Source organism: Salaquimonas pukyongi (genome assembly GCF_001953055.1).
Classification (GTDB): domain Bacteria; phylum Pseudomonadota; class Alphaproteobacteria; order Rhizobiales; family Rhizobiaceae; genus Salaquimonas; species Salaquimonas pukyongi.
The window spans coordinates 2,268,920-2,293,044 of sequence record NZ_CP019044.1 but is presented as its reverse complement, the minus strand read 5'-3'; the positions used below and the strand labels follow the sequence as shown (position 1 = coordinate 2,293,044).

22 protein-coding genes are annotated in these 24,125 nt (G+C 57.9%); 10 read left to right on the top strand and 12 right to left on the bottom strand.

Annotated features, from left to right (window positions below; translation table 11 throughout):
- Window positions 1-5: 5 nt before the first annotated feature.
- Window positions 6-3,059, top strand: coding sequence for a galactose oxidase-like domain-containing protein (locus BVL55_RS10975; RefSeq protein ID WP_075996933.1), 3,054 nt, complete (start codon window positions 6-8; stop codon window positions 3,057-3,059).
- A gap of 312 nt (window positions 3,060-3,371) precedes the next feature.
- On the opposite strand, the gene BVL55_RS10970 is transcribed toward BVL55_RS10975, so the two are convergent.
- The 6 genes from BVL55_RS10970 to BVL55_RS10945 form a co-directional block, all read right to left on the bottom strand.
- A complete protein-coding gene (locus BVL55_RS10970; RefSeq protein ID WP_075998090.1) occupies window positions 3,372-4,298 on the bottom strand; it encodes an aminotransferase class IV in 927 nt (308 codons plus the stop codon).
- A gap of 364 nt (window positions 4,299-4,662) precedes the next feature.
- Window positions 4,663-7,107 (bottom strand): GcvT family protein, encoded by a 2,445-nt coding sequence (locus tag BVL55_RS10965; protein WP_075998088.1) that lies wholly within the window; start codon window positions 7,105-7,107, stop codon window positions 4,663-4,665.
- 7 nt (window positions 7,108-7,114) lie between these two features.
- Window positions 7,115-7,999 (bottom strand): phosphotransferase, encoded by an 885-nt coding sequence (locus tag BVL55_RS17070; RefSeq protein ID WP_075996932.1) that lies wholly within the window; start codon window positions 7,997-7,999, stop codon window positions 7,115-7,117.
- On the bottom strand, window positions 7,996-10,014 hold the full coding sequence (locus tag BVL55_RS17065) for an ABC transporter permease (RefSeq protein WP_075998089.1): 2,019 nt from the start codon (window positions 10,012-10,014) through the stop codon (window positions 7,996-7,998). Before BVL55_RS17065 ends, BVL55_RS17070 begins: the two co-directional genes overlap by 4 nt.
- Window positions 10,015-10,044: 30 nt before the next feature.
- Window positions 10,045-11,085, bottom strand: a complete 1,041-nt coding sequence (locus tag BVL55_RS10950; protein ID WP_075996931.1) for a quaternary amine ABC transporter ATP-binding protein — start codon at window positions 11,083-11,085, stop codon at window positions 10,045-10,047.
- A gap of 80 nt (window positions 11,086-11,165) precedes the next feature.
- Window positions 11,166-12,116: an ABC transporter substrate-binding protein gene (locus tag BVL55_RS10945; RefSeq protein WP_428977284.1), complete on the bottom strand. Its 951-nt coding sequence runs from the start codon at window positions 12,114-12,116 to the stop codon at window positions 11,166-11,168.
- Window positions 12,117-12,315: 199 nt separating this feature from the next.
- On the opposite strand from BVL55_RS10945, the gene BVL55_RS10940 reads away from it, so the two are divergent.
- Window positions 12,316-13,074, top strand: a complete 759-nt coding sequence (locus tag BVL55_RS10940; protein WP_075996929.1) for a DeoR/GlpR family DNA-binding transcription regulator — start codon at window positions 12,316-12,318, stop codon at window positions 13,072-13,074.
- Window positions 13,075-13,092: 18 nt separating this feature from the next.
- Here BVL55_RS10940 and BVL55_RS10935 read toward each other — a convergent pair whose 3' ends face one another.
- Window positions 13,093-14,004, bottom strand: a complete 912-nt coding sequence (locus BVL55_RS10935) for a phosphotransferase family protein (RefSeq protein ID WP_075996928.1) — start codon at window positions 14,002-14,004, stop codon at window positions 13,093-13,095.
- 139 nt (window positions 14,005-14,143) lie between these two features.
- On the opposite strand from BVL55_RS10935, the gene BVL55_RS10930 reads away from it, so the two are divergent.
- Window positions 14,144-14,776 carry a class I SAM-dependent DNA methyltransferase gene (locus tag BVL55_RS10930; RefSeq protein WP_075996927.1) on the top strand — a complete coding sequence of 211 codons (633 nt, stop codon included), beginning with the start codon at window positions 14,144-14,146 and terminating at the stop codon, window positions 14,774-14,776.
- An 86-nt stretch (window positions 14,777-14,862) separates the two neighbouring features.
- Here the strand turns inward: BVL55_RS10930 and BVL55_RS10925 are convergent, their stop codons facing one another.
- Window positions 14,863-16,020, bottom strand: coding sequence for an iron-containing alcohol dehydrogenase (locus BVL55_RS10925; protein ID WP_075996926.1), 1,158 nt, complete (start codon window positions 16,018-16,020; stop codon window positions 14,863-14,865).
- Window positions 16,021-16,619: 599 nt separating this feature from the next.
- Between BVL55_RS10925 and BVL55_RS10920 the strand changes: the two genes are divergently transcribed.
- The 4 genes from BVL55_RS10920 to BVL55_RS10905 all read left to right on the top strand — a co-directional run bounded on the left by BVL55_RS10920 (window position 16,620) and on the right by BVL55_RS10905 (window position 19,154).
- A complete protein-coding gene (locus tag BVL55_RS10920) occupies window positions 16,620-17,597 on the top strand; it encodes a PRC-barrel domain-containing protein (protein WP_075996925.1) in 978 nt (325 codons plus the stop codon).
- A 128-nt stretch (window positions 17,598-17,725) separates the two neighbouring features.
- Complete coding sequence (locus tag BVL55_RS10915) at window positions 17,726-18,088, top strand: ElaB/YgaM/YqjD family protein (protein ID WP_075996924.1); 363 nt, start codon at window positions 17,726-17,728, stop codon at window positions 18,086-18,088.
- Window positions 18,089-18,111: 23 nt separating this feature from the next.
- Entirely contained in the window at window positions 18,112-18,555 is a 444-nt protein-coding gene (locus BVL55_RS10910) for a hypothetical protein (RefSeq protein WP_156892518.1), read from the top strand.
- An 89-nt stretch (window positions 18,556-18,644) separates the two neighbouring features.
- Window positions 18,645-19,154, top strand: a complete 510-nt coding sequence (locus BVL55_RS10905) for a Dps family protein (protein WP_075996922.1) — start codon at window positions 18,645-18,647, stop codon at window positions 19,152-19,154.
- Window positions 19,155-19,232: 78 nt separating this feature from the next.
- Here BVL55_RS10905 and BVL55_RS10900 read toward each other — a convergent pair whose 3' ends face one another.
- The 4 genes from BVL55_RS10900 to BVL55_RS10885 form a co-directional block, all read right to left on the bottom strand.
- Window positions 19,233-20,135: a diacylglycerol/lipid kinase family protein gene (locus BVL55_RS10900; protein WP_075996921.1), complete on the bottom strand. Its 903-nt coding sequence runs from the start codon at window positions 20,133-20,135 to the stop codon at window positions 19,233-19,235.
- 12 nt (window positions 20,136-20,147) lie between these two features.
- A complete protein-coding gene (locus BVL55_RS10895; RefSeq protein ID WP_075996920.1) occupies window positions 20,148-20,885 on the bottom strand; it encodes a Crp/Fnr family transcriptional regulator in 738 nt (245 codons plus the stop codon).
- A gap of 123 nt (window positions 20,886-21,008) precedes the next feature.
- The gene (locus BVL55_RS10890; protein ID WP_075996919.1) at window positions 21,009-21,563 is read right to left on the bottom strand and encodes an RNA polymerase sigma factor; all 555 of its coding nucleotides are present in this window, start codon (window positions 21,561-21,563) and stop codon (window positions 21,009-21,011) included.
- Window positions 21,556-21,753, bottom strand: coding sequence for a NepR family anti-sigma factor (locus tag BVL55_RS10885; RefSeq protein WP_075998087.1), 198 nt, complete (start codon window positions 21,751-21,753; stop codon window positions 21,556-21,558). The genes BVL55_RS10890 and BVL55_RS10885 overlap by 8 nt, the downstream gene beginning before the upstream one ends.
- 129 nt (window positions 21,754-21,882) lie before the next feature.
- Between BVL55_RS10885 and BVL55_RS10880 the strand changes: the two genes are divergently transcribed.
- From BVL55_RS10880 to BVL55_RS10870, 3 genes are all read left to right on the top strand, one after another.
- Window positions 21,883-22,677 (top strand): response regulator, encoded by a 795-nt coding sequence (locus BVL55_RS10880; protein WP_075998086.1) that lies wholly within the window; start codon window positions 21,883-21,885, stop codon window positions 22,675-22,677.
- A gap of 77 nt (window positions 22,678-22,754) precedes the next feature.
- Entirely contained in the window at window positions 22,755-22,919 is a 165-nt protein-coding gene (locus tag BVL55_RS10875; RefSeq protein WP_075996918.1) for a DUF1328 domain-containing protein, read from the top strand.
- Window positions 22,920-23,027: 108 nt separating this feature from the next.
- A complete protein-coding gene (locus BVL55_RS10870) occupies window positions 23,028-24,017 on the top strand; it encodes a sensor histidine kinase (protein WP_083649495.1) in 990 nt (329 codons plus the stop codon).
- Window positions 24,018-24,125 lie beyond the last annotated feature (108 nt).

Genomic DNA, 24,125 nt, shown 5'->3' with positions numbered 1-24,125 from the left:
AAACCATGCCCAACCAGACTGACGGAAGCTGGGACAATCTTCAAAACTGGCCGCTTATCGGATTGCATGCGACGGTCATGGATGATGGGCGTGTGCTGACATTCGGCACCGACAGCCGCGGCATGCAGGGCGGGCAGTTCATCTACGATATCTACGATCCGGCCACCGGCACGCATACGACGCTGCCGAACACCACCCCGACCGATATTTTCTGCTCGGCTGCCGTTATCATTCCCGGTACCAACAAGATTTTGATCGCCGGCGGGGATGCCCGCCCGCTTGGTTCCACCAATCGCGGCGTCAATGACGTCAACATTCTGGACATGGACACTGGTGAACTCTATCCGGCACCGGAAGGCGACATGGCGTTTCAGCGCTGGTATCCGACCATGGTGGCCCTGCCGAGCGGCCAGATGGTCATGCTCGGCGGAACCGATATCAACGGACGCGGCGTTTCCACACCGGAAATCTACACGCACGGCGAAGGCTGGCGTTCGCTCACCAGCGCCGTGGATACCGACCTTGGCAGCAGTTCGCTTTATCCGCGCGCTTTCGTGGCCGACAATGGCAACATCGTCTATTTCGCCACCGGACGCGGCAATGACAACCAGGTTGAGGTCATGTCCCTCGATCCTTCCGGCAATGGTGCTCTCACCCAGATCGGAACCTTGCCATTCAGCTTTGCCTGGGATGCGCCCGCCGTCATGTATGAAGCCGGCAAAGTGCTGGTGCAGGATGCGCAAACGGGCCTGTGGTCCATGGACATTACTGGCGACACGCTCCAATTTACCCGGGTGGGAACGCTTTCGCAGGAGCGCAACTGGTCGAACATGACCACGCTCGCCGACGGAACGGTCCTGATCAATGGTGGCACCAGCAATGGCAACCGGGAAGCAGGCGCCGACCGCACGGCGGTAATCTGGGATCCGGAAACCAACCAGCTCACCTATACCGTTGATGAAGACAATCCGCGGCTTTATCATTCCGCTTCCGTTCTTCTTAACGACGGTACGCTTCTTTCGCTTGGTGGCGGGGCGGCGGGCTCTGCGGAAAACAACTATCTCGATGGTCAGGTCTATCGCCCGCCTTATCTGTATGATGACAACGGCAATCTTGCCGACCGCCCGGTCATCACCGATACGCCGGACAGCGTCCTTCCCGGTGATACCTTCACCATTTCGGTAGACGATGCTTCGGATATCCAGAAACTGACCTTTGTGAAAACAGGGGCTGCCACCCACGCCTTCAACATGGGCACGCGTTTTGTAGAACTGGATTTTTCAGCAACTTCAGCCACAACGCTTGAAGTTTCCCTGCCAGCGGAAAGCGGAGCGCTGGCTGCCGGCAGCTGGATGCTGTTTGCCTGGGATTCCGAAGGCGTGCCGTCCATTGCGCCGATGGTAAATGTCGAACCAAGAGCGGCGAACTACGACAATGCGGGCGATCTGACGGCGGAGTTTTTCGCCATCGATAGCGACGCCACCAGCCTTGATGACATCAACTTCGATGGCGAGGCGCTGCATATCGAATCTGCACTGTTCATCAGTGAAAGCTCGAACGGCAGCTTCTACAATGGTGGCCCCGCAGATGATTTTGCGGTGCGCTATAGCGGTGATTTTCATGTCGGCTCAGGCGGGCAACACACCTTCTATCTGACGTCCGATGACGGCTCCCGCCTGTATATCGATGGCGAACTTGTCGTCGATAATGACGGCATGCAGGCACCTACCCTTGCCACGGCTTCGGTCAACCTCGACGCTGGTACACACACGATTGAGGTGCGCTATTTTGAGGGCGGTGGCCCGGGGGCCATCGATCTTGACTGGTCCGGCCCTGGCTTTGGCCGCAAGCAAATGCTGTTTGATGGCGCGGAAGACAACCTCGTTGTCAACGGGTCTTTCGAGTTTCCGGAAGTTGCTTCAAGCGGCAGTGCATTTGAAAACAGTGCGGTGGCGGGGTGGACTTCAACATCCGGCAGAGTGGAAGTTCAGGAAAGCGTCGATGGACACAGGGCTTCAGCAGGCGATCAATGGCTCGAACTTGACCAGGCTGGCGCTGTGGATGCCGTATATCAGGACATCCGGACCCAGTCTGGCCAGACCTATGCACTAAGCCTTGACGTTGCACGCCGGCCAACGGCGCCCGGTGCGTCCAATACGGTGGAGGTTTACTGGAACGGTGAGCAGGTCGCTTCAATCGATCCGGCATCGGCCAGTTGGGAAAAATACTCATTTGAAGTTGTTGGCACCGGTGGTGCCGACCGCCTGGAGTTTCGCGAGCCTGCCAGCGACAATGATGGTACCGGCAGCCTGATCGACAATGTAAAGCTCGTTTCCACTGATTCCGGCGGACCGCCGGAGGTCCGTGAGGTTCAGGATAATCCTGCCCAAACCCAGTATGAATTCGGCACCGATCAGACCGACCGTTTCGTCATCGACGGCAATTCAGCCGACCATGGCTGGGGTCCGACCGAGGACGGGCAGGGCATTGTCGTTTGGAACAATGCTACCGGCAGCCATGATCTGCTGTACGATTTCGAGGAGATTGCCTTCAACGACCGCACGGTGGAACTGGGCGGCGGCAATCCTGGCGAAGGACTGGTGGTGGCTGACGATCCATCCCGCACTCAATACGAGTTTGGCACCGATCAGACCGACCGCTTTGTCATCGATGGCAACTCAGCCGACCATGGCTGGGGGGCGACGGAGGATGGGCAGGGCATTGTCGTTTGGAACAATGCCACCGGCAGCCACGACCTGCTCTATGATTTCGAGAAAATCGCCTTCAATGACCGCACGGTGGAACTGGGCGCTGGGGGCAATCCTGGCGAAGGTCTGGTGGTGGCCGACGATCCATCCCGCACTCAATACGAGTTTGGCACCGATCAGACCGACCGCTTTGTCATTGATGCAGATTCAGCCGGCTATCGCTGGGGGGCGACGGAGGACGGGCAGGGCATTGTCGTTTGGAACGAAGCCGATGGCAGCCATGACCTGCTGTATGATTTCGAGGAGATCGCCTTCAACGATGAGACGGTGATACTGGCGGAAGTTGCCTAGGCTGTATCGACATTCAGGATTTGGAGCGCGGTATGGGGAAAATCGTTCAATTCCAGGAGCGGGACCGATGACAGGTCGCTATCCTTTCGGGGTTCCGCGACGCCGAAGTGGGCGATTTTCACCCTGTTCTTGCAGAACGCGGCGGATTTTGCCCCTGGCTTCGTCGAAATCCTCGCAGGATGGATAAACATCCTGCAGCGGTATCTCCTTGCCAGGCAGGAAAAATCCATCCATTCAAACTGCTTCCAGCTAACCAGGACGCGCTCCAGGGCACTTTCACCTGAAGCGTGAAATGAACAAGCGGCGGAGAAATCACATCTCCGCCGTTTCCTGTCGCATGACCCATTTTTGATAGGTTTCGCTCACCTCTCCGGTCACAGGCCCGGGTTTGCCGCTGCCGATGGTGCGCCCGTCAATGCGCGTTACCGGCGTTATTCCGCCCAGCGTTCCGGTGATGAATGCCTCATCGGCGCCATAGGCTTCAGCCAGGGTGAAATCCTTTTCCAGAGCCGTTTCGCCTTTGTCCTGCCAGCTGTCGATGGTGGCCTGCTGTGTCAGCCCCTTGAACGAGTACGAGCCGGTGGACGTCCAGATTTCCCGGCCGCGGACAATAAAGAAATTCGTCGAATTGCAACTGGCGACAAAACCGCGAGGATCGAGCATCAGGGCCTCGTCGGCACCTGCGTTGATCGCCTGTATCAGCGCCTGAATGAGATTGAGCCGGCTGTGGGAGTTCAGGCGAAGATCGAAAATGTCCGGCCCGCTGGTGCGGAACGTCGAAGTAAACAGCGAAAGGCCCTTCGACCAGGCGTCCGGCTTTGGGGTTTTGTATTCAGCGGCAATGACCATGGTCGCCTTGCCGATTACAAACCGCGGGTCCTGATTGGGCGTGCTCTTCATACCCCGGGAGATCATCAGGCGTATGTGGGCGCCATCCTCCATGCCGTTGGCATCAAGGGTCTGGCGAATGGCGGCAACAATCTCCTCCCGGCTGCGGCCAACGTCGAGCGCGATGGCCCACGCACCCTCGAACAGGCGATCAATATGGGCATCAAGCTGAATAATGCGCCCCTGTTTGAGGCGCAGCCCTTCCCACACGCCGTCTCCCAACACGAAGCCGCTGTCGAAGACCGAAACCACGGCCTGGCTGCGGGGCACCAGTTTGCCGTCCACATAAATTAGGACATCGTTGTTTCTTTCATCGGAAAGATAGCCTTGGGCGCTTTGATTGTTGCTCATGGGATTTTGGGTTTCAGATTGAAGGCGGGAGGATTCTGACTGCAGCAGGCTATGGCTTGCAAGGCTGCAAGCAAAGCCAATTTTGTGAAAGACTCTAGAGCGTGTCTTGATTAGCTGGAAGCAGTTTGAATGGATGAATTTTTCCTGCCTGGCAAGGAGAATACCGCTGCAGGATGCCATCCACCACAAGGACTTTTCAACGCATTCAGGGCGCAAATCCTCCGCGTCCTGCAAGGATATGGCGAAAATCGCCCACTTTGGCGTCGCAGATCCCCGAAAGGATACCGGCCTGTCGCCGGTTTTGCTCCTGAAACTGAACGATTTTCGCCCATACCGCGCTCCAAACCCGGAATGTCGATTGGACCTAGACCTTTACACGTTCTGCAGCAGGATCATACATCGGCTTGAGATGAACCCTGGCTGAAATCCGTTCTGCGGCAACGACCAGTTCATAGTTTCCGGAAGTGATCCAGTCGTCATCAATGCCGCCGGGGCAGCGCAGATAGCCATGGCCCACCGGTTTACCGAGGGTATAGCCAAACCCGCCACTGGTCAGGTATCCGGCGAATTCACCATTGCGCAGAATGGTTTCCCGGCCAAGCAGAATGATGTCTGGGTCGTCCACACTAAAGCCGACAAGCTTTTTGCCGAGCGGTTCTGCCGCAATGCCCTCGGCGCTCTTGCGGCCCATGAAATCGATGTTTCGGCTCAGTTTGACTGCCCAGCCGAGCCCTGCCTCGAAAGGGGAGTCGTTCGGGGTTATGTCGGAGCCCCAGGCACGATACCCCTTTTCAAGCCTCAGACTTTCAATGGCCCGGTAACCGGCGGGTTTGAGCCCATGCGGTGAACCGGCTGCCATCAAGGCATCGAATACCTCGCCGGTTCCCTCGATGGGAACATGCAACTCCCAGCCCAGTTCTCCTACATAGGTGACGCGAAGTGCCCGAACCGTGTGGCCGGCGATCTCGATTTCGCGCACATGGCCGAACGGAAATGCTGCGTTGGAAACATCGGCCGATGTCACTTCGCACAGAATGGTACGGGCCTTCGGCCCCATCAGCGATAGCGTTCCCCACTTTTCGGTGACATCGACAAGCCTGGCGTCGCAGTCCTTGGGCAAGTGGGAGCGTATCCAGGCGGCATCATGGGTGCGGAAGCCGGTGCCGGTAACCAGATAGAACAGGTCGTCGGCTAGCCGCGCCACGGTAAGGTCGCATTCGATGCCGCCGCGTGAATTGAGCATCTGGGTATAGGTCAGCCGCCCCGGCTGCTTGGTCACGTGGTTGGCGCAAATCCAGTCAAGCGCCTGACCCGCACCGGGGCCTGAAAACTCGAATTTGGAGAAAGAGGACTGGTCGAACAGGCCGGCAGCTTTCCGCACCGCATGGTGTTCCTCGCCAACGGCATCAAACCAGTTCTGCCGCCCCATGGAATACTCATCCTTTGGCTCTGTCCCTTCCGGCGCAAACCAGTTGGGGCGTTCCCAGCCGAGTTTGGAGCCGAACACCGCGCCGTGTTTTTTCAGCCGTTCATAGAGCGGGGAGACGATGTGCGGCCTGCCGCTGTCATATTCCTCATGGGGAAATGCCACGGTGTAGTGTTTGCCATAGGCTTCCAGCGTGCGTTCGCAGACCCAGTCGCGATTGCGGTGCATGCCGGAAAAGCGCAGGATGTCGACGACCCACAGGTCCATCGGTGCCTCGCCGGATATCACCCATTCGGCCAGCACCCAGCCGGCGCCGCCACCGGCGGCAATGCCGAAGGCATTAAATCCGGCGCCGACGAAAAAGTTGCTGCATTCAGGCGCAACGCCAAGGATGAAATTGCCGTCGGGCGTGAAGCTTTCCGGCCCGTTGATCATCTGCTTGACGCCGGTTTCGGCAAGCGCCGGTACGCGCTCGATTGCCTGAACCAGATGCTGCTCGAAATGGTCCCAGTCGTCCTCGAAGAGCTGGAACTCGAAATCACCGGGGACATCGCCCGTTGTCCAGGCAAGCGGGTTCGGCTCATAGCCGCCGATTACCAGGCCACCAACCTCTTCCTTGAAATAGGTTCGGCGGTCGGGGTCGCGGATGGTGGCGGTGTCCGGCGTTATGCCTTCGACGGGTTCGGTAATGATGTATTGGTGCTTGACCGGTTGAAGCGGGACATTGACGCCTGCCATGGCGCCGACCTGGCGCGCCCACTGGCCGGCGCAATTGACAACCTTCTCACAGGCGATTGCGCCGTGCGCGGTTTCCACATGGGTGATGCGGTCATCCTTCATGCGCAGGCCCGTTACCTGCACGCCCTCGTGGATTTTCGCACCGTGCATGCGGGCGCCCCTGGCCAGCGACTGGGTAATGTCGGAGGGGCTCGCCTGGCCATCGGTGGGCAAGAAATTCGCCCCCACCAGATCGCTGACATCCATCAGCGGCCACATTTCCCTGACTTCCTGCGGTGACAGCAGGTGCATTTCCATGCCGAAGCTTCGTGCCGTTGTGGCGAGCCGCTTGTATTCGGTCCAGCGATCATCGTTGCAGGCAAGGCGAAGGCAACCGGTCATTTTCCAGCCGGTTTCCAGGCCGGTTTCCCCTTTCAGCCGCTTGTAGAGATCGACGGAATATTTGAGTACCTGGGTGATGGAGGCCGATGAGCGCAGCTGGCCGACAAGACCCGCGGCATGCCAGGTTGAACCTGAAGTCAGCTTGCCTTGTTCCAGCAGGATGACATCGGCCTTGTGATCGCGCGCCAAATGGTAGGCGGTCGAACAGCCTATTATGCCGCCGCCGATGACGACGATCTGGGCCTTATCCGGGAGTTGAGGCATGGGTTTTTCAAACCTTTCCATAAGCAGAGGAATAAGAATCAAGGCTGGCGGCAAGCCGCTCCAGATTCTCCGCTGTGTAAGCTTCGTAGTCGACGCCAGGTGCGTTGAGATGAAGTTCGGAGACCATGCTCCACATCGCTTCGCGAAGCAGCGAGGCGCATTGCATCGCGGCGTGGGACTGCAGGATTGCCGGTGAAGGAAGCACCTCAAAATAAGCCGACAGCAGTTCTTTTGCCTCGTCAGGACCAAACTCCGCATTGGAGGTTATTCCGGCCAGATCGAACATGGCGGTGCCGAAACCTGCATATTCGAAATCGATCAGCCACAGGCGCGAGCCGTCATGAATGAAATTGGCAGGCAGCAGATCGTGATGACCAAAGCAGATCGGCAGCGGCGCCTGTACCGCTTCGAGATTTTGTGCAAGTTCCAGATAGCGGGGTAGTTCGCTTTCAAAGCGGCTGCCGCCGATTTTCAGCGTGTGGGCATAATCGCGAATGACATGAAATACCCAGAAGATGAAACCGGCGCCGGAAATGTGGGCGGGCAGGCTGGTGTGGAAGCGCCGCACCAGGCGGGCGATCTCCTCCCTGTCGCGGCGAACATCCTCTGCCTGATAGGTTTTCCCCTCGATAAAGCGGGAGATCATGATGCCGGGTTCGGCATAGACCACTTCCGGTGCAAATCCAGCAGCATGGGCAGCCTTGGCGGCCATCACTTCCCGTTCGCGCTCAACATGGTGAAACGGGTAATCAACGCCGAAGCGCACGACATATTTTTCGCCGCCACACACCACGGTATGGCTCTCGTTCGACAGGCCGCCATGCAGCGGTTCGATGTCGACCGGCCCGCTCCAGAGGGGGAGCGTGGCAATCCTGTCCAGGTTTTGGGTCACGTCTGCGCCTCCTGCTGCTGGAGGCCCAGCCTGGTTCGCAGACGCTGTGCCGCGGCGGTGATCAGCCGGTCGGCGATGATGGCGATGAAGGCGACCGCAAGACCGGCGACAATGCCGCGTCCGGTATCCGCCTTTGTCAGCGCAATGTAGACTTCCTGGCCGAGATCGCGGGTTCCCACCAGGGCGGTAATGACCAGCATGGACAGGGCAAGCATCACGGTCTGGTTGATGCCGAGCATGATCTCCGGCAGGGCAAGCTTCAGCTTGATTTTGGTCATCAGCTGCCAGTTGGTGCAGCCGGAAGCCGTGCCTGCCTCGATCAGGTTTTCCGGCACGCGCTGGAGCCCGAGCGCGGTGTAGCGGATCACCGGGGAAACCGCATAGGCGACCACCGCCAGCATTGCAGTAAAATCGCCAACCCGGAACAGCATGACAGCCGGCATCAAGTAGACAAAGGACGGCAGGGTCTGCAGTGTGTCGATGACCGCTTCCACCCACTGCCAAAGCCTCTGCCTTGATGCCGTCATCATGCCAATCGGCACACCGATCAGACAGGCAAGTACGACGGAGGCACCACAAAGGTACACTGTGATCATCGCCTTGGCCCATTGCCCGGTTATTGCGATGAGCAGTGCCAGAATGCCGGTCAAAAGTCCCAGCCGCCAACCACCCAGGCTCCATCCGGCAACCGCCACCATTGCCACGACACCGATCCAGGGAAGACCGAGCAGGAACCGCTTGAAGGGGATCATGACATTCAGAAGCAGGGCATTTTTGAACGCTTCAAGCTCATCGAAGTAGTTGATGTTGATCCACTTGACGACTTCATTCCAGAAGCTGCCGGTTGAAATCTGCCAGGCTTCGGGAAACGACTGAACCGCCGGGGTGGCAAGGCCTATGATGCCGGTGGCAATTATCAGCAGCACGGCTGCCACCGTATAGGGATGGGCCGCCAGCAAGCTCTTCGGATTTTCCGTGGCGTGCTGCAGGGTGCTGGTTCGCCGCGCCAATGCCTGTGACAGGCGGTCGAGGGCAATCGCCAGGGCGACAATGGCAAGTCCGGCCTCGATGCCCGTGCCGATATCCAGCCGGCGCAAAGCCGCCAAAACCTCATAGCCAAGCCCACCGGCGCCGATCATCGAGGCGATGATCACCATGTTGAGCGACAGCATGATGACCTGGTTGACTCCCACCATCAGGCTTTGCATCGAGGAGGGAACCATCACCCGCCATATCATCTGCCGCTTCGTGCAGCCGACCATGTTGCCAAGGTCGGTGATTTCCGGAGCCACGCCGCGGAGTGCAAGCACCGTGATCCGCGTCATCGGCGGCATGGCATAGATGATGGTGGCAATGATGGCTGCCGTCGGGCCGAAACCGAAGAGAAACAGGATTGGGACAAGATAGGCAAAGACGGGGACCGTCTGCATAAGATCGAGCAGGGGCCGCAAGGCCAGGTCGATCGTTGGCCAGCGCCAGGCGGCAATCCCCAGCAGCAACCCGCCTACAGCACCAAGCGGCACGGCGATCAAGATGGAGGCCAGGGTAACCATGGCGTTGTCCCACTGACCGAATGCGGCGATGAAACCGAAACAGCAGGCAACCAGAAAGGCCAGCCTTCTTCCGCCTGCATAATATCCCAGCAGGGCCAGCGCGGCGATCACGGCAATCCAGGAAACCGGCGGGAGTATCTGTACAGCATCCGAGCCCTGGCCCTGCAGAAATCCGGTCGAAAGCAGGCTGAGCGCGAACTGATAGGGTATTTCGACGAGCCTTGAGACAAACCGGGTGAGTTCGATAAAGGTAAACAGGCCGAAACTTGCTTCCTCGACGAGCCAGTCCATGGCATCCCCGATCCAGGTTTTTGCCGGAATGCGCAGTTCACGCGGAACCTTGAAAGCCCAGGGAAAGACGCCTTTCCCGGCGATCCAGACAATGCCGACAGCGCACAGGGTGACCAGCCAGACGAGCCGGCCTGCCGACCATGTGCGCCAGGAGGAGCCGGCAGCGTTCATCGGAATGCTTCTTTCCGCCGTGTTCATCGCTCAGCCCTGCATCATCAGCTGAACCACATCGGCATGTTCGAGACGGCCGACGGTCTTGCCCTCGCCATCCACCACCATTAGCGGCTTGCCTGAACGGGCAAATGAAGGGGCGGCTTCGGCGATGCTGACATCTTTGCTGATCTTTCCGCCATAGCCGCCGCGAGGCGCCTTGCTGGTGGCAGGTTTCATCAGGCTTGCAACGCGCAGAACCTTGGATTTGCTGACGTTGCGGGTAAATTCGGCGACATACTCATCGGCAGGGGCAAGCAGGAGGTCTTCCGGAGTGCCAATTTGTACAACCGCACCGTCCTTCATGATGGCGATGCGGTCGGCCAGCCGGATCGCTTCGTCAAAGTCGTGGGTGATGAAGACAATTGATTTCTTGAGCACTGCCTGCAGGCGAATGAACTCGTCCTGCATTTCGCGCCGGATCAACGGATCAAGGGCCGAGAAGGGTTCGTCGAGAAACCATACGTCGGGTTCCACGGCAAGTGAGCGCGCAATGCCAACCCGCTGCTGCTGGCCGCCGGATAATTCACGGGGGTAAAATCCTTCACGCCCACCAAGGCCGACGAGCTCGATCATTTCACGGGCACGCGTTTCGCGTTCAGCGCGCCCGATTCCCTGCACTTCCAGCGGAAAGGCCACATTGGCAAGTACATTGAGATGCGGCAGCAGGGCAAAGTGCTGAAATACCATGCCCATCTGATGGCGGCGGATTTCGATCAGTCTTTGCGGGGTTGCTTCCAGAAGGTTCTCGCCATGGAACAGGATTTTGCCTGCAGTTGGCTCGATCAGGCGCGACATACAGCGCACCAGGGTCGATTTTCCGGAACCCGACAGGCCCATGATGACGAAGCATTCGCCCTCGTGCACATCCAGGGTCACGTTCGTTACCGCCGGGATGATGGCATGCTCGCGCAGGATATCGGGCGCCGGATTGCCGCCTGCCTCGTGAAGCACTGTTTCGGCACCATCGCCAAACAGTTTCCACACGGATTTCAGACTGAGTGTGGCGTTACGATCGGATGAAGCCGTCATGTGGGAATTTTCTTTGTTGCCCGGCAGCCACAGGGGCGCGTGGCTGCCGGGCGATTGCCGCTAGCCGGATAGGGTCGAAATCAGTTGATCCACCCGGACCAGCGGTTCTCATTGCTGCTAATCCAGTCAGCAACGACATCTTCCAGCTTCTTGCCGTTGAGGTCCACTTCGGTGATCATGGCGCCCATTTCGTCATTGTTCACGTTGAATGACTGAATGGCCTTATGCGCGCCGGGCCACTTTTCCTTCACGCCGGACCAGGCGACCTTCCAGATCGGTCCGCGCGGTTTGCCGCAATCATATTGCGCATCGGGGTTGCTGCCCCAGCTGGCGTCCTCGTAGCATTCCTTCGTATAGGCCGGAAACTCCACCCACTCACCTTCATATTTTGCCGGTGCCCAGTGCGGTGCGTAGACCCACAGCATGATCGGAGCCTTGCGCTGATAGGCGGATTCAAGTTCCGCAAACAGTGCTGCATCGGTTCCAGCATGGACCACTTCAAACGGAAGCTCCAGGGCCTCGGCCCGTTCATCATCATACCCGCCCCAGGTCACCGGGCCGCCGAGATAGCGTCCGTTGGGGGCCGTTTCCGCCGTGGAAAATGCCTCGGCACAAGCTTCGTCCTTGAGGGCTTCCCAGTTTGGGAGCCCGGGGCATTTTTCTTTCATGTAGGTGGGATACCACCACTCCTCGATGGCCTGCATGCCGGTCTCGCCGAGGTTTTCGACATTGCCGGTGGCCGTTGCTTCGTCCATGGCGTCGCGCCCTGTGGTTTCCCAGATTTCCATGGCCACATGCAGGTCGCCGGTCTTCAGCCCTGCGAACTGGGCGATGTAGTCTGCCTGAACGTATTCGATGTTGTAGCCGGCCTTCTTGAGTACCTCACCCATGATCTGGGTGGTGATCAACTGGCCCGTCCAGTCATGCAGTGTCAGCTTGATCGGATCTTTCGATTCGACGTCGGCCCATGCTGAACCTGCTGCCAGTGCCGTGGTCAGCGCGAGTGCCGCCGCCAGTCCCTTGCCCGTCATTTTCATTTGGAATCTCCTCCTTGTGCCCGGTCATTGCCGGTCCGCAATGCCGTGTGCCGCAAACAGTGTGGAGGCGTCTCAAGCGGAGAGTCAATGCGATTTGTGGAATTTATGTGGTTTTTTATGATGGAATGTGGCAATCTTGCCTTTATTTTCCGATTTTGGTTGTAATTACCACATAATTTGGGGATTTTGCCACATGACTCGATCGCCAAGGCAGGAACAGATAATCCAGCAACTTCGCCTGCATGGCAGTTTGCGGGTTGCCGAGCTGGCCTCGCAGCTCGGCGTATCGCGCGAGACGATCCGCCGGGACGTGGCGCCGCTGGCGCGGGCCGGCGACCTGATCAAGGTGCATGGATCGGTGCGGGCCTCGCTTCGGGCGAGTGAAGCGCCCTTTGAGCGCCGCATGCGGGAAAATGCAGAAGCAAAGCAGCGGCTTGCCGTCTATCTGGCGGAAGTGATCGAAGACGGCGACAGCGTCATGCTGGATACGGGAACGACCACCAGCTTTCTGGCAAGGGAGCTGCTGAAGAAATCCTCGCTGACCATTGTCACCAATTCATCCGATGTTGCCCGTACGCTTGCCACGGTCAATGGCAACACGGTCTATATGGCTGGTGGTGAACTGCACGGCGACAATGGCGCGGCATTCGGCCGTTCTGCCATCGAGTTCGTTGCCAGTTTTACGGTCAAACATGCCATTATTTCGATTTCCGCCGTCGATCCGGCAACCGGTTTCATGGATTATCATCTGGCAGAAGCCGAGTTTGCGCGCCAGGTGCTGCGCTGCGGCCAGCAGCGCATCGTCGTCACCGATTCAAGCAAGTTTTCCCGCACCGCCCTGGTGAGGGTTTGCGGTTTTGACGGTCTTGATCTGCTGGTCTGCGACGAGGCCCCGCCGGAGGCAATCCAGCGCAGGCTGCTGGAAGGGGGCGCCCGCTTTGCCGTTGTGTGAAATCAGCCTGATGCGCTTTCAGCCGTTCCGCACCGCTTCCACATGGCGGGCAAATGACGCATCGGCCATCAGAGCCTTGCAGCGGGAAAAACGGCCGTCGGCATAGGCTTGAAAATCCTCGGCCGGATTGTCGTTGGCGACCTGGATTAGCCCCCACAGGGTCCACAACAGATCACACATTGCCTTGTAGATGACCATCCTGCCTTCCTCGGCCGGTGACGGTGCGCGGCCGAAATAGGCTTCCATCATTTCGGCGTCCTGGTCCTTGTTGAACCCGCCTTCGACAGAAAGATCGCCCAGGTCCCACAGCGGATCGTTCATGCCGGAATACTCCCAGTCGACAATCCACATCATCTCGCCGGTATCGAGGAAATTCTCGCATAACGGGTCGCAATGGCAGGGTGCCAGATCGGCTGGATGCGCATCGAGCGCTGTGCGCACGCCTTCGGCCTCGCGTACCACTTCGTGATATCCATCGGGCAGTTTCACGTCTTTGGTGGACAGGACGCCGAGGTATTCATCGATCATCGAGAAAAGCTCAAAGCGGAACGGAAAGACCGCCCCTGATGCATGAAGCTTCGCAAAAGCCCTGCCGGCACGCGCCGGCGAGCCGGACCGGCCGGCGAAGGCTTGGGGGCTCATGGTCACCGTTCCCTCGATGAACCGGGTTATCATGATGCCGCTTTGTGGATCGGCATGAATCACTTCGGGACTGACGCCGGCACGGGCCGCCTCCTTTGCGGCGATCGCCTCATTGGCGCGGTCGATATATTCCTCCGTGCCTTCTCCGGGCAGGCGGATGCAATATTCGCCCATGCGAAAGACACGGTTGGTAAGGCCGCCAAGGCGTTCCACCGCTCCCTCATACCCGGCAAGTTCGGGCACCAGCGCGATGGCAGCTTTCAATTCAGGATCAATTGTTTTGCTCATTCAGCGCCTCCCCTCATCCCTCGCTTACAGCATACAGCCTAAGCTCTCTTGATACATTGCGGCAATTCCCCTTTCGACAGAGACGGGGAAATGGATTATCCAACCTTGATTATTGTGAGCAAGCATCAGGAAACGTGCAATGGCCGAAAAGCAACATGACGGTGCGCTGGGCGCCGCCTACAGCGCTAAATCACCCCAGGAGGTCGCCAGCCTCTATGATGGCTGGGCCGAAACCTATGATGGGGAAATGGCAAGGGCAGGCTATCGGCATCCCAGCATATGCCTTGCCCTGTTTGCCCGTCACGTAGCAAGAGGTGCGGGGCCAGTGCTGGATGCGGGAGCAGGTACCGGGCTCGTTGGCGAATGGCTGGGTATCGTTGGATATGGTGATGTTGAGGGCCTCGACATATCGAAAGGCATGCTTGCTGTAGCGGCTTCCAAGAACATTTACACGAAACTGCATGAGGGTGCACTTGGGCAGCCGCTGCCGTTTGAGGACGGTCACTTTGCCGGTATTGCCTGTGCCGGTGTTTTCACCACCGGCCACGTCGGGGCGGAGGGTATTGATGAACTGGTGCGCATCTGCCGGCCGGGCGGTGCCATCGTTCTTACGGTGAAAACGACGCTTTGGCAGCCGGACTTCGAGCGCAGGATCGGCGAGCTGGAAAAGGCCGGGCTTATCTCTGTGATCGAACAGACCGAGCCCTATGTTTCCATGCCGGGCGAAGAGGCAACAGTCCCGAGCCTGGCGGTTGTCTTGCGTGTTTCATAAACAAGGTGCCGAGCAATTTCTTTGCGGGATTTGGAGCGTGTCCGGGCGTTCCAACAAGCCGCTCTCACCGCAAGCCGAAAACCGGATCAATAGGCAGCGCGGTATATGGCAAGGGCATCGGCCTCTGTGACGGGGCGGGGATTGTTGACCAGCAGCCGGGTCTGGTTCATCGCGTCCGAAGCGAGCCGTGGCAGGATCTCCCTGGGGATTTCCATGGCTCTCAGGTTCGGCTGCAGTCCACATGCAAGGGCAAGGTCGGAAAGCTTGTCGCAGAAAGCTGCTGCCCGTTCCTGGCCTTGCAGTTTGGCAAGGTCGGGGAATGCAAAAGGGGCCAGTTCCGCATAGGGTTGATGGGCCGTCACGATGTTGAAGCGCAAGACATGGGGCAGGACCAGCGCGTTGGAAAGCCCGTGCGGAATATGAAAGTGCCCGCCGAGCGGATAGGCGAGGGCGTGAACGGCGGCAACCGGGGAATTGGCAAATGCCTGACCTGCCAGCATCGAACCAAGCAGCATGTCGGCCCTGGCATCTGCGTTGGCGCCCTCATTTACAGCCGTGAGAATGGAACGCCCCATCAGTGACAGAGCCTGGGTTGCCAGCAGGCGGGAAACCGGATTGTTGTTGGGGCTGGCGGAAGCATAGGCTTCAATCGCATGCACCATGGCATCGATCCCGGTGGCGGCAGTGATGTGCGGCGGCAGGCCATAGGTCAGTTGCGGATCGAGCAGGGCGATGTCCGGCAGAATAACGGAAGAAACGACGCCCATCTTCTCGTTGGTGCCGGTGGTGACGATGGAGACCGGTGTTACCTCCGATCCGGTGCCGGCAGTGGTGGGTACCAGCATGAGGGGAAGGCGTGGCCCTTTCGCATTGCCGACGCCGTAGGCATCCTTCAATTCTTCATTGCCGGCAGCCAGCAGGGCTACCAGTTTCGCCACATCGAGGGATGAGCCGCCACCCAGGCCGACTATTCCCGCCACGTCCGCCTGTCTTGCCTGGGCGGCGGCGGTAAGGATGATGTTTTCGGGAGGATCGGCCTCAACGTCCTTGAACAGCTCCACCTCAACACCAGCTTCCTTGAGCAGCGAAAGCGCACGCTCGATGATACCGGTTGCCATCATGCCGGGGTCGGTCACCAGCATGACGCGCTGGCCGATCTGCTGACTGACAACGTCGCCGATCTGCGCCAGAGCGCCAGTGCCGAACCGGACCGATTTCGAAGTGTTGAAGGTAAACGGGTTCATTGTCGTCTCCGGTCGCGCCAACTCTTGTTTGTTCATCGGATTTCACGTCCGATCTAGAGCGTGTCTTGGTTAGATGGAATCGTTTGAACGTCGGTTACCGGGTCTTCGGCAAGGCGCAAAAAGCGCAGCAGTGCAGGCACTGTCAGCTTTTTACAACGCGGTCCGAAGGCCCGGGAACCAAGTTCAGGCGATTGCAGAAAACAAAAGCTATTCAACATGGTATTGCACCGGCTGTGGTGTCTTTTGCGCCCTGGCTTCGTCGAAATCCTTGCAGGATGGATAAACATCCTGCTGTGGTCTTCTCCTTGCCAGAGGCGAAAAATCCATCCATTCAAACTGCTTCCAGCTAACCAGGACACGATCTAGCAGAAAACCCGGCTGACGGAAAACCGTACGCAAGCCTGACCTTGAGGGACGCATGTTGAGGGGCGGCCATGATGAAGCCGCGCCAACCGGCAATCTGCTTGCTCAAGAATGGAACGAATGAGGCGTGTCTGCGTTATCGGGACGTGAACCCATTGCCGGTCCGGCGCGCAGTCTGGAAAAACCCAACGCCGGACCGGCTTGTACATCCAATGGATAGACAAGGAGAACATACCATGATCCGCAAGCTCTTGACCACAACAGCGCTTCTGGCCGTGATGCAGGGCGGGGCGTATGCAGGCGAAAACACCAAGTCGGCTCCGGTATTTTCGAACGATACCCAGTATGAGCGCCGCGTCACCGATCAGGGCTATTATGAAAGCGGTGAAGGCCAGATTCTTGCCAACACGCTGATCGGCAAGACCGTCTATAACCATACCGGTGAGGATGCCGAAGCCATTGGCGATGTGAACGATATCGTTATTTCCTCAAATGGCGAAGCCGAGGCATTGATCATCGGCGTGGGCGGTTTCCTTGGTCTTGGCGAGAAGGATGTTGCCGTTGAGTTCGACAAGGTGCACTGGACCGAACAGGATGGCGACCGCTGGATTATCGTTGAAGCGACCAGGGAAGAACTTGACGCCGCTCCGGAATATGACCGTTCAGCCCTGATGCAAACGGCTGCAAGAGATAGCTCCACCCTGCAAGCCGATGAAGAGCAGCAGGCAACCCTGGAGAGCGAGCAGGAAACTGCCCGGGACGGAACGGACATGACCGTCACCAGTTCCACCGAAGTGCCGGTTGAAGGTGAAGCTGACAACACAGCAAAATCGCCGGCACAGGCCATGCAGGATGTGCTGCACGACCGCGAAAACTTCGAGGCTGTTGAAATCTCCGAAGTAAGCGCGGAGGAACTGATCGGTGCGCCTGTATACGGTGAGGGCGATGCCCATGTGGGCGAAATTGCCGATGTCATCTTGACCGATGATGCCAAGGTCAAGGAAGTCGTGGCCGATGTGGGCGGTTTCCTTGGTCTGGGTGAGAAGCGCGTTGCCATCGATCCGCAGAATGTCGATTTCATGAAGCATTCCGATGGTGACCTGGCCGTGTTCACCACCTTCACCAAGGCTGAGCTCGAAGCTGAGGAGGAATATTCCAAAGCTGCCAATGAGATGAACGAGGAGAGTGGCGAGGTGGAAACGCCGAAAGGCTAACCGCGCACTTTTCGCGTGAAGGCCGGTCCCGGCACCGGGGCCGGTCTTGCCATTTAATTTTTCAGTTTTTCCGGAACCGGCGCGCTTCTGGCGCGTTCATCAAACAACCCATACAAAGGAGGCTATTTATGTCCAAGACAGCTACTGCCACAACGAAAAACGGTTCTTCAACCGCGAAAGGAAGCCCCAAGGCGACGGGCGATCTCGGTGGAGATATCGACAAGCAGATTAACCGGATCAGAAGTGAAATCCGCTCTCTGGCCGACACGGTATCGGAAGCCGGTCTGGTAGTGGCGGACGATGTCAAGACACAGGCATCCGCCAAGGCCGGTGAAATGCGCACCGCATCGCGGGAAATTCTGGACGATCTGAACAAGCAGCTTTCCACGCTTGAACAGCAGCTTGCAGGTCATGTTCGCCGCAAGCCGGTTTCCTCTCTGGCGATTGCTGCCGGGATCGGCTTTCTGTTCGCGTTTCTCAGCCGCCGGTGAGGGTTGAAAGGATGCGTTCAGGCATGCCCATAACCATGCTGTCCGGCCTCATGTCGGGTGAATTGTCCACCTGGATGACGCGTACAAAACGCAAGGTTGTTTTGTACGCGATCCTGGCGCTTCTTGCGCTTACCATTTGGGCGCTCGCCATGGTCGGGGCAATTGCATATCTGGCGCCGCTGTTTGGCCTGCTGCAGGCAAGCCTCATTCTTGCCGCCGCCCTTTTGGCCATTGCGCTTTCAATCTATGCAATTGTGGCCTTCCAGGAGCGGCGCCGGCGCAAGCTGGCCGAACAGGCTCAGACCCGCAACGCGCTTTACGCTTCCGCTGCGGCGCTTGCGCTGCCTGCGGTAGTGCGCTCGCGGCCGTTGATGCTGCTTGCACTCGCAGCGGGCGGGTTGGCGCTGGTCAACCATTCGCTCAAGGGCGAGGCGGCTTCGCACGAGGATTATGCGGACGCTGCCTGACCCGACAGCCTTCAATCAAGCGCACCGCATGGCTGGGAAAATCCCTTGCGGCAAATTTCTCATCAATCAAACAGCAACGAGGAAAGGAAATGGCAAATCAGTCAAACATTCTTCAGGTACGTGCCCAGACGGAAGAGATGAGCATCGGGCTCGACAAGTCCTATCTTGGAGAGATGTCGGAGACACTGACCGACATTCTGTCCGACACCTACAAGCTGATCATCAAGAACCATGTCTATCACTGGAATGTAAGCGGGCCGCTTTTCAAGCCGCTGCACGAACTTACAGAGGCGCATTATGAGGCGCTGTTTGCCGCTGCCGATGTGATCGCTGAGCGCATCAGGGCCCTGGGCCATATCGCACCGGCCCATCTGACGGATGCAACGAATTTTGCACCTTCTGCCAAGTCGGTGAACCATCTGACCGCTGAGGCAATGATCTCCGATCTCATCAAGGATCACGAATCTGCAGTACGCAAGATGCGTGATGCAGCGCGCAGCGCCGGTGATGCAGGCGATGTGGTGACCGAGGATTTGCTGACCCAGCGCCTGACCTTCCATGAAAAAGCGCTGTGGATGCTCAGGGCTCATCTGGCCTGATGCATGGTTCAGGGGCCTGCCCAGGACGAGCAGCAATAAACAACCGGCCGGAGTTTTTTCCGGCCGGTTTTTGTTTTTCTAGATATCGCCTGGAAGGATAACCGGCAGTTTTTTCGGATGGATGCAAAACTCGACGGCTTCGTCGAGTTCGATGAGCTCGCCGTCCATGGCAGCTTTTGTCCGCCGGTGGGCGGAGGGAATGCGAAGTACAACACTGGTTGCCAGGATTTCTCGAATATCCGGATTGCCTCTCCAGGTTCCCAGCGTCAGATCAGCGAGCATTTTTGCATTTGTGGCTGCATCCGCGGGACGGGCGAGATAAACCGCCAGCTTGCCGGCGGTATGGCCCTCGGCATAGGGCAAATGCCCCTCGCCATAGGGATTGCACGAGACGGCGAGGGAGGACAGTTTCATCGTGGAGCTTTTTCCGTCCAGGGACAGTTCGGCTGAAAAGGAGGGGGGCCGCCTGATCATGTCAAGCGCAGCAACGATCGTTGCGCGGATTTTCCCAAAGCGCGAAGCGTATTTTTCGCGGTTGCGCCGCTGCACCATCTTGGGGTGAAAACCCACCGTGTACTGCAGCAGAAACGGGGTGCCGTTCGCCGTTGCGATATCGACCATTGAAGGTTGACCGGCCACCAGGCCGCGGGCAGCGTCCTCGATCTCGAGGGGGATTTTCAATGAGCGGGCAAACAGGTTCATGGTCCCGGCGGGAATGACGCCCAGCGGCTTGCCGGATTTCCATGCCAGTGCGGCGGCGGTCGATATGGTGCCGTCTCCGCCAGCGGCAAACACCGTGTCGTTTGTCTTGGCAGAGAAGGCTTTTTTCAGTTCGCCGGAGATCTGCTTTCCACCTGCCGTGACGATCTCTGCATCATGATCATGCGCTTGGCACAGATCTTCAAGAAACCGGCAATATTCGCCGATTGGCGTGTCGCGAAGGGTGCCGCTTTCCTGGTTCAACACGATGGCAATCTTCATCGCGTCCCTCAATCAAATGAAGGGGCGGTTTTCGCGGCCCAGCCCTTCCCAGTCGGCAATCTTCATCAACCCCTTGTGGTCCAGCACCTCGCAGGACCGTTCACGCCAGCGGATCAGTTTTCTGTCTGCCAGTTTGCGCAGGGTCTTGTTGGTATGCACGGTGGAAAGGCCGAGCGTGTCGGCGACATGCTGCTGGTTTACAGGCAGATACCGTTTTGCCGGTTCGCCCGATGCGCTTGCCCGGTTCTGCAGAAATGCCAGAAGATAGGCAGCACGCTCCAGCGCGGAACGTCGCCCGATACTTAAAAGATGTTCGTCCAGAATGCGCTCTTCCCGCGCGGCGATCCAGGTAACGTCGTAGGCGAGCTCCGGGTGATTGGTGAAAATCTCGCGCAAGCGCTGTTTTTCAAAAACGCAGAGTCTTAAAGAAGTAAGCGCCTCGACGGAATGCTGCATTTCTCCTTCAAGCGATCCCTGAAGCCCCACCAGATCGCCCGGCAGGGCGAAGTTGAGAATTTGCCGGCGGCCGTCTTCCAGCATCTTGTAGCGAAATGCCCAGCCGCTCAAAATGGTGAACAGGTGCGCGCTGTGGGCGCCTTCAACCAGAATCGTGGCTCCGGCGTCGGCGCTGAGCTCACCAGTCTTGAAATCCGAAATAAAATTCAGTTCGGCCTTTTCGAAGTTGCGGAATGTCTGCAGCTTGTGGATGGGACAGTCGCGACAGTCTACGGTTTTCGGTTTCGTGCTCATTGCGTGCCCTTTGCGCGTTGGCGAGGACTGCCCCGCATTCAATCACGTGAGATGGGCTGCGGCTGCAGACCAGACAGAAAGTCAGTTCTCCGCGGCTTCGCACCAACGGTTGCAGAACCGGCGCTACTTGGCAAAGGCGCGCAGGGTTATGGTCGCGGATTGGGAATCAGGACCGAAATCGCCTTCTCCCTGTATGTCGAGTATTTTCTGCAACTGGGTCCGGGCCCGGCTGACACGGCTTTTGATGGTTCCGACCCTGCAGCCGCAAATCTCGGCAGCCTCCTCATAGGCAAAGCCGGAAGCGCCAACGAGAAGCAGCGCCTCGCGCTGGTCTTCGGGAAGTTCGTTGAGCGCCTTTGAGAAATCCTGCAGGTCGAGTGTGCCGTACTGGCTCGGATGAACCGCCATGTTATCGGTGTAATAGCCTTCCGAATCCTGGATCTCGCGGCCCTTCTTTCGCATCTGGCTGTAGAATTCGTTGCGCAGGATGGTGAACAGCCAAGCCTTCAGATTGGTGCCGGCTTCAAACGATTCATGAGCACCCCAGGCTTTCAGAATGGTATCCTGGACGAGATCGTCGGCGCGGTCGGCATTGCCGCAAAGCGAAATCGCAAAGGCGCGCAAATTCGGCAGCAGCGACAGCAACTCACGCTTGAAATCCGGTGCTATCTCACTCATCGCCCGATTTCCCGGATTTTGCCGAACGCTCTGCTGCGTCCAGTTTTTCAAGCAGGTCCAGAAACCGGTCGGGAATGCCCTCGTCCTGCACGGAGGCGTAATAGGCCTTCAGTTTCTGGCTGATGATGCGGTTGGGATCGTCCGCCCCAGGCCGGCGGAGTGCTCCCTGCTGGGAATTATCGTGTGACATTTTCTTCTTTTCGTTCAAAGGAAACCTCCCTGATAACGCACCAGCAAAAAAAAAGTTCCATGGATGCAACCAAATTCTTCCAGGAACGTTATCATCACGGTTTGTTAACTGCCATCCATGGAGCACATCATGACACTAGCTACCCGAATTGCGCCACATATCCCTTATCTGCGGCGGTTTGCGCGCGCTGTAAGCGGGTCGCAAACCTCGGGCGATGCGTATGTTGCCGCCGTGCTGGAAGCCCTGGTGGCCGACATTTCAGCCTTTCCCGAAGCCACAAACGACCGCATCGGGTTATACAAGATATTTTCGCGCCTGTTTGGTTCCATCACCATCGATGTGGGTGAGCCATCCTCTCCATTTGCCTGGGAACAGCGTGCAGCAACCAATCTGCAGCAGCTGGCACCAACGCAGCGCCAGGCCTTCCTGCTGGTATCGGTTGAGGGATTTGATGCGGCGGAGGTTGGCGAAATCCTCGATCTTCAGCCAAAAGAGGTCGATGCGCTCCTGGATAAGGCTTCGCGGGAGATTTCCGAACAGGTGGCAACCGATATCCTGATCATCGAGGATGAGCCGCTGATTGCAATGGACATCGAGCAGTTGGTGGAATCGCTTGGCCATCGCGTCACCGGCATTGCACGCACCCATGAAGAAGCGGTGAAACTGTTCAATGAGACCAAACCGAAGATGATCCTGGCCGATATCCAGCTTGCCGATGGCAGTTCGGGCATCGACGCGGTCAATGAAATGCTCAAGAGCGGCGAAATTCCGGTGATTTTCATCACCGCATTCCCCGAACGGCTTTTGACCGGCGAGCGGCCGGAGCCAGCCTTTCTGGTGACAAAGCCGTTCAACCCCGACATGGTGAAGGCGCTGATCAGCCAGGCACTGTTTTTCAACCGGGCAAATGCAGAAGCTGCTTGAACCAAAAGGCAATTGCGTGCGGAACAAATCCCAAAGTCTGGCGTTTTATCTCCACCAACCAATGATGGAGATTTGTCATGCTTTACTATGCACTTGTCTTTCTGGTAATCGCGTTGATCGCTGGTGTGCTCGGCTTTGGTGGCATTGCAGGCGCTTCTGCAGGGATTGCGCAGATACTGTTCTTCCTGTTTCTTGCATTTCTGATTATTTCGCTCATCGCCGGAGTTATCAAACGCGCATAGCGAAACAGCGATATTCGACGCAGCCTCAAAAAAAGGCGTCCGATCGCGGGCCGGGCGCCTTTTGTTCTATCGCGCAGTACAGAGTTACATCATTACAGTTGTTGAAGGATGCATAGACGGCTGACAATCGAGACCCGTGATGCTGTAACGCCGCTCCTGCTGATGGCGCTGCAGGGGGCAGATGTAGGCCTTGCGGTCAAGGACAGCGCGGGCAGCTATCTCTATCTTAACGGGCTTCCGGACTATTTTCCCCAACCCGATCCTGCAGAGGCAACGGATGAAGCGTTGTTTGGGGACGACTGGCTGTCCGAGATGACGGCATCCCAGAAAGAAGTGCTGGAAAGTGCGGACGAAAAAACGATCGAACTTTCACGCACGACAAACAACCACTACCAAATTTGCGAATGCACGGTGATGTCCTATCAGATTGCGGGTTTGCCGCCGGCAATCGTGATGACGTTCAAGGACCTTACTGCTGAGCGCAAGCGGGAAGACACGCTGAAAGCGCTGTTGCGCGAACTCAGCCACCGCACCAAAAATCTACTGGCAATCATCCAGAGCGTTGCTTCACAAACGGCGCGGGGCAGCAGTGATCTCGATACATTTCTTCACAAGTTCCGCGGGCGCGTATCGGCCCTTTCCTCCGCACAGGATATCGTGACCGCCTCCAACTGGCGCGGTGCCGAATTCAAGGAGTTGGCTGAACGCCAGTTTGCCAAATATATCGACGATGCAGAAGATTCGCGGATCAGTGTGGCGGGGGATGATGTCGTGTTGTCGCCGAACGGCGCGACGCATATCGGGCTCGCCCTGCATGAGTTGATCACCAATTCCTTCAGTTTCGGCGCCTTGTCCCAGGAAAACGGAAACGTGCTTCTTACCTGTAACCGCGTTGCCAGCGGGGACGGGGAAAAAGTCAGAATCCGGTGGGATGAGGCCATTCCGGGCGGTACCGGTCAAAATGGTGAAGACCAGACACCGAAATTCGGCAGTACGGTGCTTGAGCGGGTCGTTCCCGCGGCCATAGCAGGGAAAGCCGACTACGAGATCAAATCCGAGCGTGTGGTCTACAATCTCGAATTTGCCGCCGGGCTATAAGGGCGGCTGCGAACGGAAGTCAGTCTACCAGGAATGGAGAAACGATAAAGTAACGGCCGGTGCTGGTAATTCCAGCACCGGCCGCTTTCCCGGCCGGGGATAGAGCCG

Coding starts and splice junctions, on each gene's coding strand:
- BVL55_RS10975 (WP_075996933.1), top strand. CDS start 6: ATGCCCAACCAGACTGACGGAAGCTGGGACAATCTTCAAAACTGGCCG.
- BVL55_RS10970 (WP_075998090.1), bottom strand. CDS start 4,298: ATGAGCAACAATCAAAGCGCCCAAGGCTATCTTTCCGATGAAAGAAAC.
- BVL55_RS10965 (WP_075998088.1), bottom strand. CDS start 7,107: ATGCCTCAACTCCCGGATAAGGCCCAGATCGTCGTCATCGGCGGCGGC.
- BVL55_RS17065 (WP_075998089.1), bottom strand. CDS start 10,014: ATGAACGCTGCCGGCTCCTCCTGGCGCACATGGTCGGCAGGCCGGCTC.
- BVL55_RS10950 (WP_075996931.1), bottom strand. CDS start 11,085: ATGACGGCTTCATCCGATCGTAACGCCACACTCAGTCTGAAATCCGTG.
- BVL55_RS10945 (WP_428977284.1), bottom strand. CDS start 12,116: ATGACGGGCAAGGGACTGGCGGCGGCACTCGCGCTGACCACGGCACTG.
- BVL55_RS10940 (WP_075996929.1), top strand. CDS start 12,316: ATGACTCGATCGCCAAGGCAGGAACAGATAATCCAGCAACTTCGCCTG.
- BVL55_RS10935 (WP_075996928.1), bottom strand. CDS start 14,004: ATGAGCAAAACAATTGATCCTGAATTGAAAGCTGCCATCGCGCTGGTG.
- BVL55_RS10930 (WP_075996927.1), top strand. CDS start 14,144: ATGGCCGAAAAGCAACATGACGGTGCGCTGGGCGCCGCCTACAGCGCT.
- BVL55_RS10925 (WP_075996926.1), bottom strand. CDS start 16,020: ATGAACCCGTTTACCTTCAACACTTCGAAATCGGTCCGGTTCGGCACT.
- BVL55_RS10920 (WP_075996925.1), top strand. CDS start 16,620: ATGATCCGCAAGCTCTTGACCACAACAGCGCTTCTGGCCGTGATGCAG.
- BVL55_RS10915 (WP_075996924.1), top strand. CDS start 17,726: ATGTCCAAGACAGCTACTGCCACAACGAAAAACGGTTCTTCAACCGCG.
- BVL55_RS10910 (WP_156892518.1), top strand. CDS start 18,112: ATGCCCATAACCATGCTGTCCGGCCTCATGTCGGGTGAATTGTCCACC.
- BVL55_RS10905 (WP_075996922.1), top strand. CDS start 18,645: ATGGCAAATCAGTCAAACATTCTTCAGGTACGTGCCCAGACGGAAGAG.
- BVL55_RS10900 (WP_075996921.1), bottom strand. CDS start 20,135: ATGAAGATTGCCATCGTGTTGAACCAGGAAAGCGGCACCCTTCGCGAC.
- BVL55_RS10895 (WP_075996920.1), bottom strand. CDS start 20,885: ATGAGCACGAAACCGAAAACCGTAGACTGTCGCGACTGTCCCATCCAC.
- BVL55_RS10890 (WP_075996919.1), bottom strand. CDS start 21,563: ATGAGTGAGATAGCACCGGATTTCAAGCGTGAGTTGCTGTCGCTGCTG.
- BVL55_RS10885 (WP_075998087.1), bottom strand. CDS start 21,753: ATGTCACACGATAATTCCCAGCAGGGAGCACTCCGCCGGCCTGGGGCG.
- BVL55_RS10880 (WP_075998086.1), top strand. CDS start 21,883: ATGACACTAGCTACCCGAATTGCGCCACATATCCCTTATCTGCGGCGG.
- BVL55_RS10875 (WP_075996918.1), top strand. CDS start 22,755: ATGCTTTACTATGCACTTGTCTTTCTGGTAATCGCGTTGATCGCTGGT.
- BVL55_RS10870 (WP_083649495.1), top strand. CDS start 23,028: ATGCATAGACGGCTGACAATCGAGACCCGTGATGCTGTAACGCCGCTC.